Source organism: Halomonas sp. PBN3 (assembly GCF_000475415.1).
Taxonomy (GTDB): Bacteria; Pseudomonadota; Gammaproteobacteria; order Pseudomonadales; family Halomonadaceae; genus Halomonas; species Halomonas shengliensis.
In genome coordinates this window covers 89483-106000 of sequence record NZ_AXCA01000221.1, presented here as the reverse complement: position 1 = coordinate 106000, position 16518 = coordinate 89483, and the positions used below count along the sequence as shown (strand labels likewise).

Genomic DNA, 16518 nt, shown 5'->3' with positions numbered 1-16518 from the left:
CGTACAGGGAGGTATTCACAGCGCCTCCTCGTAGGCTTGCCGCCAGATCAGCCCCGAGTGGGCTCTGATGACATGTCGGGCACACGGTGCTATAGCCCGAAATTGAGACCAAGGTCGCCCTCTGCTATCCTGTCGACCCATCCTGGCGCGGCTTCCTGCCGGGCCTACCGATCACGTTTCGACAGGTTCTCCATGACACGATACATCTTCGTGACCGGCGGCGTTGTGTCCTCTCTCGGCAAGGGCATCGCGTCGGCCTCGCTGGCGGCGATTCTCGAGGCGCGCGGCCTCAAGGTCACCATGCTCAAGCTCGACCCGTACATCAACGTGGACCCGGGCACCATGAGCCCCTTCCAGCACGGCGAGGTGTTCGTCACCGAGGATGGCGCCGAGACCGACCTGGACCTTGGGCACTACGAGCGTTTCATCCGCACCAAGATGACCCAGGGCAACAACTTCACCACCGGCCGGGTCTACGAGCACGTGCTGCGCAAGGAGCGCCGCGGCGACTACCTGGGCGGCACCGTGCAGGTGATCCCCCATATCACCGACGAGATCAAGCGCCGCGTCTACGAGGGCGGCGAGGGCTTCGACGTGGCCCTGGTGGAGATCGGTGGCACCGTGGGCGACATCGAGTCGCTGCCCTTCCTGGAGTCGATCCGCCAGATCAGAAGCGAGCTGGGCGCCAGCCGGGCGATCTTCATGCACCTCACCCTGGTGCCCTACATCAAGACCGCCGGCGAGACCAAGACCAAGCCGACCCAGCACAGCGTCAAGGAGCTGCGCTCCATCGGTATCCAGCCGGACATCCTGATCTGCCGCAGCGAGGTGGAGCTGGAGGAGACCGAGCGGCGCAAGATCGCGCTGTTCACCAACGTCGAGGAGCGCGCGGTCATCCCGCTCCAGGATGCCGACACCATCTACCGCATCCCGTTGATGCTCCATGAGCACGGCCTGGACGAGATCGTCTGTGACAAGCTGCGGCTCACCGCCGACGAGGCCGACCTCTCCGAGTGGGTCAAGGTGCTCGACGCCAAGCTCAACCCGCTCAAGTCGATCAACATCGCCATGGTCGGCAAGTACATGGAGCTGCTCGACGCCTACAAGTCCCTCAACGAGGCGCTGATCCACGCCGGCATCCAGACCCGGGTGAAGGTCAACGTCGACTACATCGACTCCGAGGACATCGAGCGCCACGGCACCGAGCGCCTGGCCGGCAAGGACGCCATCCTGGTGCCCGGCGGCTTCGGCGAGCGCGGCGTCGAGGGCAAGATCGCCACGGCCCGCTTCGCCCGCGAGAACGGCATCCCCTATCTCGGCATCTGCCTCGGCATGCAGGTGGCGGTGATCGAGTTCGCCCGCCACGTGGCCGGCTGGGAGGACGCCAACTCCACCGAGTTCACCCACGACACCCTGCACCCGGTGGTAGGCCTGATCACCGAGTGGCTGAGCCCCGAGGGCAAGGTCGAGCTGCGCGACGCGGCCTCCGACCTCGGCGGCACCATGCGCCTGGGGGGCCAGGTGTGCCAGCTCAAGGCCGGCAGCAAGGCCCGCGAGGCCTACGGGGCCGACGAGATCGTCGAGCGCCACCGCCACCGCTTCGAGGTCAACGAGCAGTTCGTCGAGCAGCTCGAGCAGGCCGGCCTTGTGGTCTCCGGCAAGAGCGTCGACAACTCCCTGGTGGAGGTCGTGGAGCTGCCCGACCATCCCTGGTACGTCGCCTGCCAGTTCCACCCGGAGTTCACCTCCACGCCCCGCGATGGCCATCCGCTGTTCACCGGCTTCGTCAACGCCGCGCTGGAGCACAAGGCGGCACGGACCCGCGCCCAGTCCTCCCACCAGGAGTGATGCCGATGAGCGCCCCCGAACGTACCCTCGAGATTGCCGGCCTGAAGGCCGGCAATTCGTTGCCGCTGATGCTGTTCGGCGGCATGAACGTGCTGGAGTCCCGCGGGCTGGCCCTGGAGGTCGCCGAGACCTACGTCGAAGTCACCGGCAGGCTCGGCATGCCCTACGTCTTCAAGGCCAGCTTCGACAAGGCCAACCGCAGCTCCATCCACTCCTTCCGCGGCCCCGGCCTCGAGAAGGGGCTCGAGATCCTGGCCGAGGTGAAGGCGCGCTTCGGCGTGCCGATCCTCACCGACGTCCATGAGCCCTGGCAGGCCGAACCGGCCGCCGAGGTGGCCGACGTCATCCAGTTGCCGGCCTTCCTGGCCCGCCAGACCGACCTCGTCGTGGCCATGGCGAAGACCGGGGCGGTGATCAACGTCAAGAAGCCGCAGTTCCTGGCACCCCACGAGATGCGCCATATCGTGCGCAAGTGCGAGGAGGCCGGCAACGACCGGGTAATCCTCTGCGAACGCGGCTCGAGCTTCGGCTACAACAACCTGGTGGTGGACATGCTCGGCTTCGGCGAGATGAAGGCCACCGGCCTGCCGGTGTTCTTCGACGTCACCCACTCGCTGCAGCGCCCCGGCGGGCGCGCCGACAGCACCGACGGCCGTCGCGCTCAGGTCGCCGAGCTGGCCCGCGCCGGGGTCGCCGTGGGCCTGGCGGGGCTCTTCCTGGAGGCGCATCCCGACCCCGACAGCGCCAAGTGCGATGGCCCCTGCGCGCTGCCGCTGGACCGCCTCGAGCCCTTCCTGGCGCAGCTCAAGGCCATCGACGAGCTGGTCAAGGGGTTCCCCGCCCTGGATATCGAATAACCCGGCTACCCAGGCAGCACCGGCAAGCCGAGAGAGCACGGCGGTTTCCCATCGACGCCATCAACGCTGACATCATGAAAGGACGACAAAGATGACCAAGATTGTCGATATTCGCGCCCTCGAGGTGCTCGACTCCCGCGGCAACCCCACCGTCCAGGGCGAGGTACGCCTGGAGAGCGGCGCCGTGGGCGTGGCCTGTGCCCCCAGCGGTGCCTCCACCGGCTCCCGCGAGGCGCTGGAGCTGCGCGACGGCGACAAGGCCCGCTACCTGGGCAAGGGCGTGCTGAAGGCGGTGGAAGCCGTCAACGGCGCCATCCGCGAGGCCCTCGTCGGCATGGACGCCCGCGACCAGCGCGGCCTCGACGACGCCATGCTGGCCCTCGACGGCACCGACAACAAGGCCAAGCTCGGCGCCAATGCCATCCTGGCGGTGTCGCTGGCCGCCGCCAAGGCCGCCGCCAACGCCAAGGGCGTGCCCCTCTACGCGCATATCGCCGAGCTCTACGGCCAGCCGGGCCAGTATCTGATGCCGGTGCCGATGATGAATATCCTCAACGGTGGCGAGCATGCCGACAACAACGTCGACATCCAGGAGTTCATGGTCCAGCCGGTGGGCGCGGCGAGCTTCCGCGAGGGCCTGCGCATGGGCGCCGAGATCTTCCATGCCCTGAAGAAGGTGCTCGCCGGCCGCGGCCTCTCCACCTCGGTGGGCGACGAGGGCGGCTTCGCCCCCAACCTGGCCTCAAACGCCGAGGCCCTGGCGGTGATCCAGCAGGCCGTCGAGGACGCCGGCTACGCGCTGGGCCGCGACGTGACCCTGGCACTGGACTGCGCCTCCTCCGAGTTCTTCAAGGACGGCCGCTACGACCTGGCCGGCGAGGGCAAGGCCTTCGACGCCGCCGGCTTCGTCGACTACCTGGCCGAGCTGTGTGACCAGTACCCCATCGTCTCCATCGAGGATGGCATGGACGAATCCGACTGGGAGGGCTGGAAGGCGCTGACCGACCGGCTGGGTGACAAGGTGCAGCTGGTGGGCGACGACCTCTTCGTCACCAACACCCGCATCCTCAAGCGCGGCATCGACGAGAAGATCGGCAACTCCATCCTGATCAAGTTCAACCAGATCGGCTCGCTCTCCGAGACCCTGGACGCTATCCGCATGGCCCAGGATGCCGGCTTCACCGCGGTGATCTCCCACCGCTCCGGCGAGACCGAGGACACCACCATCGCCGACCTCGCCGTGGGGACCAGCGCCGGCCAGATCAAGACCGGCTCGCTGTGCCGCAGCGACCGCGTGGCCAAGTACAACCGCCTGCTGGTGATCGAGCAGGAGCTTGGCGATGGCGTGGGCTATCCCGGCCTCGCGGCGATCAAGGGACAGTAACCTCATGTAGGAAATCGCCTACATGTTGCGTAGGCGATGGCCTACATGGCGGCGAGAAGGCCGGCACCCCAGGGTGCCGGCATTTTTCTTATCCCTTTGAAATTGAAGTGTTTTTCTCGAGAGGGTGCTGCCCTGAAGGAGCAGGGAGCGTCGCCGGTGGCGGCGAACCGGGTGCTTGTGCCCTCGCCAGGCTCTGCCAGAATGCACAGCGGGACGAGGGGGCATGGGACGATGCCCCCGGCAGGATGCAACGGGATGCTGAGTGATGCGCCAGGTGCGGCAGGACGCCGCCTCCGGGTAGGGATGTCATCACGGGAGTCAGGGCGGAAGGACCCGCTCGAGGAACGGCTTGGAGCTGGCGGCCTGAGGGCCGCCTTTTTTCCTTCAGTGAGTGGTGTGCTTCTCCTGCTGCCCGGCGGGGCAGCATAAAAAGCGCCGACCATCGCGAGATGGTCGGCGCTTTTTTCATGGCCAGACTGCCGGCGGAGTGGCGGCCGGCTCAGCGCTCCAGCTGCTCGAGCTTGCCGGGCTTGCCGTCCCACTCCTCGGCGTCGGGCAGCGGGTCCTTCTTCTCGCTGATGTTGGGCCACACCTCGGCGAGTTCGGCATTGATCTCGATGAAGGGTTCCTGGCCGTCGGGCAGCTCATCCTCCGAGAAGATCGCCTCGGCGGGGCATTCCGGCTCGCACAGGGCGCAGTCGATGCACTCGTCGGGGTGGATCACCAGGAAGTTGGGCCCCTCGTAGAAGCAGTCCACCGGACACACCTCGACGCAGTCGGTGTACTTGCACTTGATGCAGTTCTCGGTGACGACGAATGTCATGCCGCTCTTCCCTCCCTCATGGCCGGGCGCGCCTGGGGCCGCGGCCGCTGTGAATAGTAAAAGGTAATAAAAAGAAGCTTTCTTATTCTAAGGTGTTCGGTAATCCGTCCATTCTAGTCGCGGCCGCCAGGCCGCCGCAAGCGAGGGCGCTGCCTCTTAAAGCGTTTCCCGCCAGCGATAGAGCAGCTCCAGCGCCTGGCGCGGGGTGAGGTCGTCCAGGGCGAGGCCGCTGAGTTCCTCCAACAGCGGGTGGGGGGCGCTGGCGAAGAGGTCGCTCTGCAGCGGTGCCGAGCCGCCGCCCTCGGCGCCCGGCGCGGCGCGGCTGCCCTGGTCGACCTCCTGCTGCTCGAGCTGGGCGAGCTTCTCACGGGCCCGGGCGATCACCCCCTGAGGCACGCCGGCCAGCTGGGCCACCTGCAGGCCGTAGCTCTGGCTTGCCGGACCCTCCTCGACGCGGTGCATGAAGACGATGCCGTCCTTGTGCTCCGCCGCCGTCAGGTGCACGTTGGCGACGCCCTCGGCCTGCTCGGCCAGCGCGGTCATCTCGAAGTAGTGGGTGGCGAACAGCGTGAAGGCGCGGGTGCGGGTCAGGTGTTCGGCGCTGGCCCAGGCCAGCGAGAGGCCATCGAAGGTGCTGGTGCCGCGGCCGATCTCGTCCATCAGCACCAGGCTCTGGTCGGTGGCGTTGTGCAGGATGCTGGCGGTCTCGGTCATCTCCACCATGAAGGTGGAGCGACCCCCGGCCAGGTCATCCGAGGAGCCGATGCGGGTGAAGATGCGGTCCACCGGGCCGATCTCGGCCTCGTCTGCCGGCACGAAGGCGCCGGTGTGGGCGAGCAGCACGATCAGCGCCGCCTGGCGCATGTAGGTGGACTTGCCGCCCATGTTGGGGCCGGTGATCACCAGCATGCGGCGCTCATCGCCCATCACCAGGTCGTTGGGCACGAAGGGGGCGTCGGAGACGTGCTCTACCACCGGGTGGCGGCCGCCGCGGATGGCGATCCCCGGGGCATCGGCGAGCCGCGGCCGTGTGAAGTCCAGCGCCTGGGCGCGCTCCGCGAAGGCGCACAGCACGTCCAGGGCGGCCAGCGCCCGGGCACTGGCCTGGAGGGCATCGAGCTCGGCGTTGAGGGTGTCGAGCAGGCCGTCGTAGAGCAGCTTCTCCCGGGCCAGGGCTCGGGACTTGGCCGACAGCGCCTTGTCCTCGAACGCCTTGAGCTCGGGGATGATGAAGCGCTCGGCGTTCTTCAGGGTCTGGCGGCGGATGTAGTCCGCGGGGGCCTCCTTGGCCTGGGCGCGGGGGATCTCGATGTAGTAGCCGTGGACACGGTTGTAGCCCACCTTGAGGCCGGGCAGGCCGGTGCGTTCGCGCTCCCGGGTCTCCAGCTGCACCAGGTAGTCGCCGGCGTGCTCGGCCAGGCCGCGATGCTCGTCGAGCTCGGCATCGAAGCCCTCGGCGATCACCCCGCCGTCGCGGATCACCACCGGCGGGTTCTCCACCAGGGCGCGGGTCAGGGTGTTGGCCAGCTCGGGGTAGGGGTGGACGTGCCGCCTGAGCTCGTCCAGGGCCGAGCCCTCGGGGTAGTCGGCGAGCGCCTGCTCCAGCGCCGGCAGCGCCGCCAGGGCATCGCGCAGGCGGGCGAGGTCCCGGGGGCGGGCGCTGTAGAGGGCCACCCGGGCAAGGATACGCTCCACGTCACCGATCGCCTTGAGGTCGTCGCGCAGCGCCGCGAAGCCATCGTGCGCCAGCAGCAGCGCCACCGCCGCCTGGCGCGCCTCCACCCGCTGGCGGTCGCGCAGCGGACGGTTGAGCCAGCGCTTGAGCAGCCGCGAGCCCATGGCGGTGGCGCTGGTGTCCAGCACGCTGGCCAGGGTGTTGTCGCCGCCGCCGCCGAGGTTCACGTCGATCTCCAGGTTGCGGCGGCTGGCGGCGTCGATCACCACGGCGTCGTCGCGGCTCTCCACGCCGATGGCGGTGACATGGGGCAGGCGCGAGCGCTGGGTGTCCCTGGCGTACTCCACCAGCACCCCGGCGGCGGTGATGGCGGCCTCCAGGTGGGCGCAACCGAAGCCGCGCAGGTCGGCCACGCCGAACTGGTCGCAGAGCAGGCGGGTCGCGCTCTCCAGGTCGAACAGCCAGTCGCTCTGGCGGCGCAGGCCGCGGCGCCCCTCCAGGGCCGGCGGCAGGGAGAGGCTCTCCGCCACCAGCAGCTCGGCGGGGTCGAGGCGCTGGAGCTCGGCGAGCATCTCGCCTTCGCCCTCCACCTCCAGTACCCCGAAGCGCCCGCTGGAGAGCTCCAGCCAGGCCAGGCCGATGCGCTCCCCGGCGCCGTGCACCGCCACCAGCAGGTTATCGCGGCGGGCGTCGAGCAGCGCCTCGTCGTAGAGGGTGCCGGGGGTGACGATGCGCACCACGCGGCGCTCCACCGGCCCCTTGGCGGCGGCGGGGTCGCCGATCTGCTCGCAGATCGCCACCGACTCGCCGGCGGCCACCAGCCGTGCCAGGTACCCCTCGGCGCTGTGGTAGGGCACCCCGGCCATGGGAATCGGCTTGCCGGCGGACTGGCCGCGCTGGGTCAGGGTGATGTCGAGCAGCGCCGCGGCGCGCCGGGCGTCGTCGTAGAAGAGCTCGTAGAAGTCGCCCATGCGGTAGAAGAGCAGCACGTCCGGGTGCTCGCGCTTGATCTTCAGGTACTGGGCCATCATCGGCGTGTGTTGCGGGCTTGCGGCCTGTGACATCGGGGATCCTGTTGGGACTCTGCACTCGCGGGCAAAAGCCAGTATTCTAGCCCCCAGGCAGCGGCTCCGTCAGGAGCGATTGCACCCGACCCAGGAGGTGTTCCCATGTCCCACTCCCCGGCGAGCCTCGCCAACCTCGACCTGGTCACCCTGGCCGAGCGCCTGGGGCGGCAGTGCCGACGGCGCGGCGCCATCCTCACCACCGCCGAGTCCTGCACCGGCGGTGGCGTGGCCAGCGCCATCACCGCGGTGGCCGGCAGCTCCGACTACTTCGAGACCGGCTACGTCACCTACTCCAATGCCGCCAAGACCCGCCTGCTGGGGGTGCCCGAGGCGCTGCTCGAGGCCCACGGTGCGGTCAGCCGCGAGGTGGTGGAGGCCATGGTGCGCGGCGCCTGTGGCGAAAGCGGTGCCACGCTCGGCGTGGCGATCAGTGGCGTCGCCGGCCCCGGCGGCGGCAGCCCCGAGAAGCCGGTGGGCATGGTGTGGCTGGCCTGGGGCGGCGCCGAAGCGGCCGAGGCGGCGTGCCACCATTTCCCCGGTGATCGCCGGGCGGTGCGCGAGCAGGCGGTGCGCGAGGCGCTGGTCGGGCTGGTGCGGCGCCTTGAGCAGGCGTGACGCCTCCCTCCCGGGAGAATCGGCACTGGCCGCGCCCGCGATTTTTCGCCATACTACTGTGCAGTCATACAGTATTTCAGAGACCCCAGATTCAGGAGGCCCGTGATGGCTCAGGATGACAACCGCTCCAAGGCGCTCGACGCCGCCCTCTCCCAGATCGAGCGCCAGTTCGGCAAGGGCACCGTGATGCGCCTGGGCGACGCGCCCCGGGTGGCCATGCCGGCGGTCTCCACCGGCTCGCTGGGCCTGGACATCGCGCTGGGCATCGGCGGCCTGCCCTATGGCCGCGTGGTGGAGATCTTCGGCCCCGAGTCCTCGGGCAAGACCACCCTGACCCTGTCGGTGATCGCCGAGGCCCAGAAGCAGGGCAAGGTGTGCGCCTTCGTCGACGCCGAGCACGCCCTGGACCCGAGCTACGCCGAGAAGCTGGGCGTCAACCTCGACGACCTGCTGGTCTCCCAGCCCGACACCGGCGAGCAGGCCCTCGAGATCACCGACATGCTGGTGCGCTCCGGTGGCGTCGACGTGATCATCATCGACTCGGTGGCCGCGCTGACCCCGCGGGCCGAGATCGAGGGCGAGATGGGCGACTCCCACGTCGGCCTGCAGGCGCGCCTGATGTCCCAGGCGCTGCGCAAGATCACCGGCCACATCAAGAACGCCAACTGCCTGGTGGTGTTCATCAACCAGATCCGCATGAAGATCGGCGTGATGTTCGGCAGCCCCGAGACCACCACCGGCGGCAACGCCCTGAAGTTCTACTCCAGCGTGCGCCTCGATATCCGCCGTACCGGCTCGGTGAAGCAGGGCGACGAGGTCACCGGCAACGAGACCCGGGTCAAGGTGGTCAAGAACAAGGTGGCGCCGCCGTTCCGCCAGGCCGAGTTCCAGATCCTCTACGGCAAGGGGATCTACCACGCCGGCGAGGTGATCGACCTGGGCGTGCAGTGCAAGCTGGTCGACAAGGCGGGCGCCTGGTACAGCTACCAGGGCAACAAGATCGGCCAGGGCAAGGCCAATGCCGCCCAGTTCCTCGAGGACAACCCGGCGATCATGGAGGAGATCGAGAGCGAGATCCGCGCCCAGCTGCTCACCGTGCCCAAGCCCAAGGAGGAGGCCGAGGAGGCCGCCCTGCCTGCCGGCGGCGACGCGGACGACGACCTGCTGTAAGCCATGCGCGAGCGGACCCCGGGCGAGGCCACGCCCCGCGACGACGCCATCCGCCTGCTGGCCCGGCGCGAGTATGCCCGCGCCGAGCTGGCCGAGCGCCTGGCGGCGAAGGGGCACGCCGCCGCGGAGGTCGAGGCCTGCCTCGACGCCCTGGCCCGGGAGGGGCTGCAGTCCGATGCACGCTTCGCCGAGAGTTTCCTGCGCTCGCGCCTGGCGCGGGGGCAGGGGCCCGTCAAGATTCGCCTGGAGCTCGAGCGCCGCGGCGTCGAGCGTGAGCTCGTCGCCGCGGCCTTCGCCGAGCAGGAGGCCGGCGGTGCGACCGACTGGTTTGCGCTTGCCGCCGAGACCCTGGCGCGACGCTTCTCGGGGCCCGGCGACTCTCCCCGCGAGCGCGCCCGCCGCGAGCGCTTCCTGGCTGGCCGCGGCTTCGACTTCGACCAGGTGCGTCACGCCCTGGCGCATGCCTGGGACGATGCCTGATCACCTCGCCGGGGCGCCCCGCCCCTTCAGTCCCTTGACAGCTGCGCTATAATGATTCCCTTTGCGAACGCCCCGGGTGGCATCCCGCGGCACCGCGACGCGTCGCTATCCGCCGCGTCGTGGCGCCTGTGTCGAGCCAGCGTCGCCCGCCGGGTCACCCCGTTCATCGCCACGGATACCCCATGAAAAGCGCAGACATCAGACAGGCCTTTCTGAGTTACTTCGAGGCGCACGACCATACCGTCGTGCCCTCCAGCTCCCTGGTTCCCGGCAACGACCCGACCCTGCTGTTCACCAACGCGGGCATGGTGCCCTTCAAGGATGTCTTCCTGGGTCGCGACCCGCGCCCCTATGTGCGTGCCACCTCGGCCCAGCGCTGCGTGCGCGCCGGCGGCAAGCACAACGATCTCGACAACGTCGGCTACACCGCCCGCCACCACACCTTCTTCGAGATGCTGGGCAACTTCAGCTTCGGCGACTACTTCAAGCGCGACGCCATCCGCTTCGCCTGGGAGTTCCTCACCGGCACCCTGGCGCTGCCCAAGGAGAAGCTGTGGGTCACGGTCCACGTCAGCGACGACGAGGCCGAGGCGATCTGGAAGGAGGAGATCGGCATCGACCCCGAGCGCTTCTCGAAGCTGGACGAGGACAACTTCTGGCAGATGGGCGATACCGGCCCCTGCGGCCCCAGCTCCGAGATCTTCTATGACCATGGCCCGGAGGTATGGGGCGGGCCGCCCGGGAGCCCCGAGGAGGATGGCGATCGCTACATCGAGATCTGGAACCTGGTGTTCATGCAGTTCGATCGCGATGCCGAGGGCACCATGCATCCGCTGCCCAAGCCCTCCATCGACACCGGCATGGGCCTGGAGCGTATCGCCGCGGTGATGCAGGGGGTGCACTCCAACTACGAGATCGACCTCTTCCAGAACCTGCTCGAGGCGGCGGCGCGCCATACCGGCCACGCCGATACCCGCCACCCCTCGCTGCGGGTGATCGCCGACCATATCCGCTCCTGCGCCTTCCTGGTCGCCGACGGCGTGTTGCCCTCCAACGAGGGGCGTGGCTACGTGCTGCGCCGGATTATCCGTCGCGCCATCCGCCATGGCCACAAGCTGGGCGCCCAGGGCCACTTCTTCCACAAGCTGGTGGGGGCGCTGGATGCCGAGATGGGCGACGCCTATCCCGAGCTTCGCGAGGCGCGCCAGCAGATCGAGCGCGTGCTGCTCAAGGAGGAGGAGCAGTTCGCCCGCACCCTCGAGCACGGCATGGGCCTGCTCGAGGAGGCCCTGGCCGGTCTCGACGGCGAGGTGCTGCCCGGCGAGACGGTGTTCAAGCTCTACGACACCTACGGCTTCCCCTATGACCTGACCGCCGACGTCTGCCGTGAGCGCGGCGTGACCCTGGACGAGGTCGGCTTCGAGCGCGCCCTCGAGGCCCAGCGCGAGCGCGCCCGTGCCGCCAGCCAGTTCGGCGCCGACTACGGCGCCGCCCTGGAGCTGGAGGGCGAGACCACCTTCACCGGCTACGAGCGCCTCACGGACAGCGCCACCGTGACCGCCTTGGCCGACCGTGACGGCAATGCCCTGGACGCCCTTTCCCCCGAGCAGAGGGCGGTGGTGGTGCTCGACCGTACCCCCTTCTACGGCGAGTCCGGCGGCCAGGTCGGGGATACCGGCTACCTGCACCTCGAGGGCGGCGGCCGCTTCCTGGTGGAGGACACCCAGAAGCAGGGCGGCCACCACCTGCACCACGGCGTACTGCTCGAGGGTGAGCTTGCCGTGGGGGCCGCGGTGCGTCCCGAGGTAGATGCCGGCTTGCGTGCCGCCACGATGCGCAACCACTCCGCCACCCACCTCATGCACAAGGCGCTGCGCCTGGTGCTGGGCGACCACGTGGCGCAGAAGGGGTCGCTGGTGACCCCCGAACGGCTGCGCTTCGACTTCAGCCACTTCGAGCCCATGACAGCCGAGCAGCTCGCCGAGGTGGAGCGCCTGGTCAACGAGCAGGTGCTGGCCAACGCGCCGACCCGCATCGAGCAGATGACCCTCGAACAGGCCAAGGCCAAGGGGGCGGCGGCGCTCTTCGAAGCCAAGTACGCCGACAGCGTGCGGGTGCTGACCATCGGCGCCGACGACTTCTCCATCGAGCTGTGTGGTGGCACCCACGTGGCGCGCAGCGGCGACATCGGCTGCTTCCATATCGTTGGCGAGCAGGGCATCGCCTCCGGCGTGCGCCGCATCGAGGCGATCACCGGCGAAGAGGCACTCGCCTGGTTCCGCGAGCAGGAGGCGCGGGTCAACCGCATCGGCGAGCGCCTCAAGGCCAAGCCCGAGCAGGTTGAGGAGCGCGTCGAGGCCCTGGTGGAGCGCAATCGCGGCCTGGAGAAGGAGCTCGAGCGACTCAAGGCCAAGCTGGCCAGCGCCGCCGGCAGCGACATGGTCGCCGAGGCCCGCGAGATCCACGGGGTCAAGGTGCTGGCCCGGGTGCTGGAGGGCGTCTCCGGCAAGGAGCTGCGTGGCCTGCTCGACCAGCTCAAGAACAAGCTGGGCTCCGGCATCATCGTGCTCGGCGTGGCCGACGAGGCCGCCGGCAAGGTCAGCCTGATCGCCGGGGTCACCGACGACCTCACCGGCCGCGTCAAGGCCGGCGAGCTGGTCAACCACGTGGCCGGCCAGGTCGGCGGCAAGGGCGGCGGCCGGGCCGATATGGCCCAGGCCGGCGGCAGCGACGTGGCGGCCCTGCCGGGCGCCCTGGAGAGCGTCGCCGCCTGGGTCGAGGAGCGCCTCGGCGAGTAGATACCAAGGGCCGGTCGCCGAAGGGCGCCGGCCCTGTTCGTAGCGAGTCACCTTTCACTCATCCGGGCATCGATGCCCGACGCGCGAGGGAAAACTCACAGATGGCACTATACGTACAGAAATTCGGCGGTACCTCGGTGGGCTCCGTGGAGCGCATCAAGGCCGTGGCCGAGAAGGTCAAGGGCTTCCGTGACAACGGCCACCAGGTGGTGGTGGTGGTCTCCGCCATGAGCGGCGAGACCAACCGCCTGATCGGCCTGGCCAACGAGATCAACGACGAGCCGACGCCGCGCGAGATGGACATGCTGGTCTCCACCGGTGAGCAGGTCACCATCTCGCTGCTGGCCATGGCGCTGCACAAGCTGGGCGTGCCGGCGACCTCCTACACCGGCTCCCAGGTAGGCATCCAGACCGACAGCGCCCACACCAAGGCGCGCATCCAGCGCATCGAGACCGACGAGCTGCAGTCCGACCTGGACGACGGCCAGGTGGTGGTGGTCGCCGGCTTCCAGGGCGTCGACGAGGAGGGCAACATCACCACCCTCGGACGCGGCGGCTCCGATACCACCGGCGTGGCGCTGGCCGCGGCGCTCAAGGCCGATGAGTGCCAGATCTACACCGACGTCGACGGCGTCTACACCACTGACCCGCGGGTCTGCAGCAAGGCCCAGCGCCTCGAGACCATCACCGTCGAGGAGATGCTGGAGCTGGCGAGCCTGGGCTCCAAGGTCCTGCAGATTCGCGCCGTCGAGTTCGCCGGCAAGTACAATGTCCCGCTGCGCGTGCTGTCCAGCTTCGAGGATGGCCCCGGCACCCTGATCGTTGCAGACTCCGACCAAGACGAGGACTCCATGGAAGAACCGCTGATCTCCGGTATCGCCTTCACCGCCAACGAGGCCAAGCTGACCCTGCTCAACACCCCGGACGTGCCGGGCGTGGCCTCGCGCATCCTCGGCCCCATCGCCGACGCCAACATCGAAGTCGACATGATCGTCCAGAACGTGGCCCCGGCCGGCGACTACACCGACTTCACCTTCACCGTGGCCAAGGGCGACTACAAGCAGACCCTCAAGATCCTCAACGAGCAGGTGCTGTCGGACCTGGGCGAGGGCGAGGTCAAGGGCGACGACAACATCGCCAAGGTCTCCCTGGTGGGCGTGGGCATGCGCTCCCATGCCGGCGTGGCCTCGAAGATGTTCCGCGTGCTCGCCGAGGAGAACATCAACATCCGCATGGTCTCCACCTCCGAGATCAAGATCTCCGTGGTGATCGACGAGAAGCAGATGGAGCTCGCCGTGCGCGCCCTGCACAAAGCCTTCGGCCTGGACAAGGCCGACATCGAGGGCGAGGAATAAGCCGACCCCCGGCGGCGGATTACCTTCTACGCTGGTAGGGAAGCGCCAGGCGTCGCGTCGCGGCGCTTCCCTTCAACGGGCGGCCCCTGTCTGATGGGCTGTCGTGTTGGTCACGGAGGACGTTCTGCCACATAATGGGGCGGCGTGGTACCGCCGGCCAACATCCCGTTGCCAGCCAGAGAACAAAGTCTGAGAAGGAGATCAGCCATGCTCATCCTGACCCGCCGCGTCGGCGAGACCCTGATGATCGGGGACGACATCACCGTGACGGTACTGGGCGTGAAAGGCAACCAGGTGCGTATCGGCGTCAATGCGCCGAAGGATGTGGCGGTGCATCGCGAGGAGATCTACCAGCGCATCCAGCGCGAGAAGAGCGACGAGGATGCCGGCGATCATGAGGAGTAGCCTCGCCGCGATGCAAAAAACCGCAGGGAGGCTGGACAAACCCCTTCGGTAACGGTAGGATATGCGCCGTGTCGTTAGGGAGAGGTGGCCGAGTGGCTGAAGGCGCTCCCCTGCTAAGGGAGTATGGGGTTTATAGCCTCATCGAGGGTTCGAATCCCTCCCTCTCCGCCACAGCGACACCGTGAAGCACAAGCGCCCGTAGCTCAGCTGGATAGAGTACCTGACTACGAATCAGGTGGTCGGAGGTTCGAATCCTCCCGGGCGCGCCAGCTTCCACGCAAGACAGGTGATGGCGGTCACCCACAACACCGCACTTCGCGCCCGTAGCTCAGCTGGATAGAGTACCTGACTACGAATCAGGTGGTCGGAGGTTCGAATCCTCCCGGGCGCGCCAGATTGTGACCCGTCCTCCTCGGAGGGCGGGTCTTCTCTTTCTCGGGACCTCTGTCCCGCCCGGTTCTGCTAGCCGGGGCGCCGCCTCCCGGCGCCCCAGCGATCGTTTGAGGCGCCGTCGCCCCCGCGACGTGCGCCTCCTTTTTATCCTGCCATCATGGTTATCCCGCAGAGAGCGCCTGGACTGTCGTCATGGCGCTCGTCGACCGGGCGGCGGCCTCATCGTGTTCCGGAGTATCGGCCGCCAGGCCTGCCAGCAGCTCGTCCAGCGCCGTGAGCCGCTTGAGGCGCTGGAAGCATCGCGCCGCCTCGGCGTCGCCCTGGCGCATATGGTTGAGCCACTGCTTGACCAGCGACGTGACGACGCGCTCGGGGAGTGTGCTACGCTGCAATGCAGCGAATTCGTTCAGGATCTTGGCCCGCGCCGCCCAGGGGGTGGGCGCCAGGCGCTCGCCGGTGTGCTGCCAGTGGCGGATGCGTGACGCCAGCCAGGGGTCGGCCAGCGCCCCGCGGCCGAGCATGACATCGCGGCAGCCGGAGAGGGTGCGTGCCTTCCAGTAGTCCTCCAAGGTCCAGATGTCGCCGTTGGCGACCACCGGGATGGCGAGGTCGTGCCTGAGCCTGCCGATCCACTCCCAGTGGGCGGGGGGGCGGTAGCCCTCGTTGCGGGTGCGGCCGTGGACCACCAGGTGGCGGGCGCCGCCGGCCTGGGCGGCACGGCCACAGGCCAAGGCCAGGCGCCGGTCGGCGAAGCCCAGGCGGATCTTGGCGGTCACCGGGATGGCGTGCCCCACGGCGTCGTGCACCGCCGCCACCGCGGCGCGGACGCGCCCGGGGTCGCGCAGCAGCGAGGCGCCGCCGTCGTGGCGGTTGACCAGCTTGGCCGGGCAGCCGAAGTTGAGGTCGATGCCGGTGGCGCCCAGGCGCAGGGCCTGCTCGGCATTGGCGGCCAGCGCCGTCGGGTCGGAGCCGAGCAGCTGCAGCTGCACCGGCACGCCGGCGGGGGTGACGAGGCGCGGCTCACGCAGTTCGGGGCAGTGCTTGTGGAAGACACGCGGTGGCAGTCGGGCATCTACCACGCGGACGAACTCGGTGACCGCCCAGTCGAAGCCCGGCTGCCGGGTCAGCAGGTCCCGGGTGTGAGCGTCGATAACGCCCTCCATGGGGGCCAGGCCGACCCTGCCCGGTACATCTTGTAGTAAATTAACAACGCCGACTTCCACCACAGCACCATTGCAATCTGATCAGAGTGTGGCAGGTTATAGCATCGAAAATTTTGCGCAAGCCGCCATGTCTCGCACCGTTGAGGCGCATGGAGGTACATGTTCAACAGGAGAGGCGCGCGATGCAGGACATGCAGCTGCTGGAAGAGGGACTCTCCCTCATGGCCCTGGGCATGGGCTTTGTTTTTGTTTTTCTTACCTTGCTAGTCATCGTCACCACCCTGATGTCCAAGGTCATCGGCCGCTTCTTCCCGGAGCCCGTGGCCCCGGCCACGCCGGCCCGTGGTCGTGGCGCCGCCGCGCCTCGCCAGGACGATGACGTCATGGTGGCCATCAGCGCCGCGGTGCATCGCTACCGCCGCCGCCACCGTCGCTGAGCGGCAGCCTGCCAGATCTCTCCTCTTCCGTCCCCTTCTCTTTTCCAT

Annotated in this window: 13 protein-coding genes and 3 tRNA genes; 13 read left to right on the top strand and 3 right to left on the bottom strand. The window is 68.5% G+C overall.

Going from position 1 to position 16518, the window contains the following annotated elements; translation table 11 throughout:
- Positions 1-192 precede the first annotated feature (192 nt).
- The 3 genes from Q673_RS35110 (at position 193) to eno (ending at position 4089) form a co-directional block, all read left to right on the top strand.
- Positions 193-1848: a CTP synthase gene (locus Q673_RS35110; RefSeq protein ID WP_023007502.1), complete on the top strand. Its 1656-nt coding sequence runs from the start codon at positions 193-195 to the stop codon at positions 1846-1848.
- Between the two features lie 5 nt (positions 1849-1853).
- Entirely contained in the window at positions 1854-2705 is an 852-nt protein-coding gene (gene kdsA, locus Q673_RS35105; RefSeq protein WP_023007501.1) for a 3-deoxy-8-phosphooctulonate synthase, read from the top strand.
- Between the two features lie 91 nt (positions 2706-2796).
- Positions 2797-4089 (top strand): phosphopyruvate hydratase, encoded by a 1293-nt coding sequence (eno, locus tag Q673_RS35100; protein ID WP_023007500.1) that lies wholly within the window; start codon positions 2797-2799, stop codon positions 4087-4089.
- 499 nt (positions 4090-4588) lie between these two features.
- Here the strand turns inward: eno and fdxA are convergent, their stop codons facing one another.
- Positions 4589-4912, bottom strand: a complete 324-nt coding sequence (gene fdxA, locus Q673_RS35095) for a ferredoxin FdxA (protein ID WP_023007499.1) — start codon at positions 4910-4912, stop codon at positions 4589-4591.
- A gap of 156 nt (positions 4913-5068) precedes the next feature.
- Positions 5069-7651, bottom strand: coding sequence for a DNA mismatch repair protein MutS (mutS, locus tag Q673_RS35090; protein ID WP_023007498.1), 2583 nt, complete (start codon positions 7649-7651; stop codon positions 5069-5071).
- 105 nt (positions 7652-7756) lie between these two features.
- Here mutS and Q673_RS35085 point away from each other — a divergent pair, with 105 nt between their 5' ends.
- The 9 genes from Q673_RS35085 to Q673_RS35045 all read left to right on the top strand — a co-directional run bounded on the left by Q673_RS35085 (position 7757) and on the right by Q673_RS35045 (position 14871).
- Positions 7757-8269 (top strand): CinA family protein, encoded by a 513-nt coding sequence (locus Q673_RS35085; protein WP_023007497.1) that lies wholly within the window; start codon positions 7757-7759, stop codon positions 8267-8269.
- A gap of 105 nt (positions 8270-8374) precedes the next feature.
- Positions 8375-9439: a recombinase RecA gene (recA, locus tag Q673_RS35080; protein WP_023007496.1), complete on the top strand. Its 1065-nt coding sequence runs from the start codon at positions 8375-8377 to the stop codon at positions 9437-9439.
- 3 nt (positions 9440-9442) lie between these two features.
- On the top strand, positions 9443-9919 hold the full coding sequence (locus Q673_RS35075) for a regulatory protein RecX (RefSeq protein ID WP_023007495.1): 477 nt from the start codon (positions 9443-9445) through the stop codon (positions 9917-9919).
- A gap of 182 nt (positions 9920-10101) precedes the next feature.
- Complete coding sequence (alaS, locus tag Q673_RS35070; protein ID WP_023007494.1) at positions 10102-12717, top strand: alanine--tRNA ligase; 2616 nt, start codon at positions 10102-10104, stop codon at positions 12715-12717.
- Between the two features lie 101 nt (positions 12718-12818).
- Positions 12819-14072, top strand: a complete 1254-nt coding sequence (locus Q673_RS35065) for an aspartate kinase (protein ID WP_023007493.1) — start codon at positions 12819-12821, stop codon at positions 14070-14072.
- Between the two features lie 207 nt (positions 14073-14279).
- Positions 14280-14477, top strand: a complete 198-nt coding sequence (csrA, locus tag Q673_RS35060; protein ID WP_023007492.1) for a carbon storage regulator CsrA — start codon at positions 14280-14282, stop codon at positions 14475-14477.
- 78 nt (positions 14478-14555) lie between these two features.
- A tRNA-Ser gene (locus Q673_RS35055) sits at positions 14556-14648 on the top strand.
- Positions 14649-14669: 21 nt separating this feature from the next.
- A tRNA-Arg gene (locus Q673_RS35050) sits at positions 14670-14746 on the top strand.
- A 48-nt stretch (positions 14747-14794) separates the two neighbouring features.
- A tRNA-Arg gene (locus Q673_RS35045) sits at positions 14795-14871 on the top strand.
- Between the two features lie 160 nt (positions 14872-15031).
- Here the strand turns inward: Q673_RS35045 and Q673_RS35040 are convergent.
- The gene (locus Q673_RS35040; RefSeq protein WP_023007491.1) at positions 15032-16033 is read right to left on the bottom strand and encodes a tRNA dihydrouridine synthase; all 1002 of its coding nucleotides are present in this window, start codon (positions 16031-16033) and stop codon (positions 15032-15034) included.
- A gap of 182 nt (positions 16034-16215) precedes the next feature.
- Between Q673_RS35040 and Q673_RS35035 the strand changes: the two genes are divergently transcribed.
- Positions 16216-16470 carry an OadG family protein gene (locus Q673_RS35035; protein ID WP_023007490.1) on the top strand — a complete coding sequence of 85 codons (255 nt, stop codon included), beginning with the start codon at positions 16216-16218 and terminating at the stop codon, positions 16468-16470.
- Positions 16471-16518: the final 48 nt, after the last annotated feature.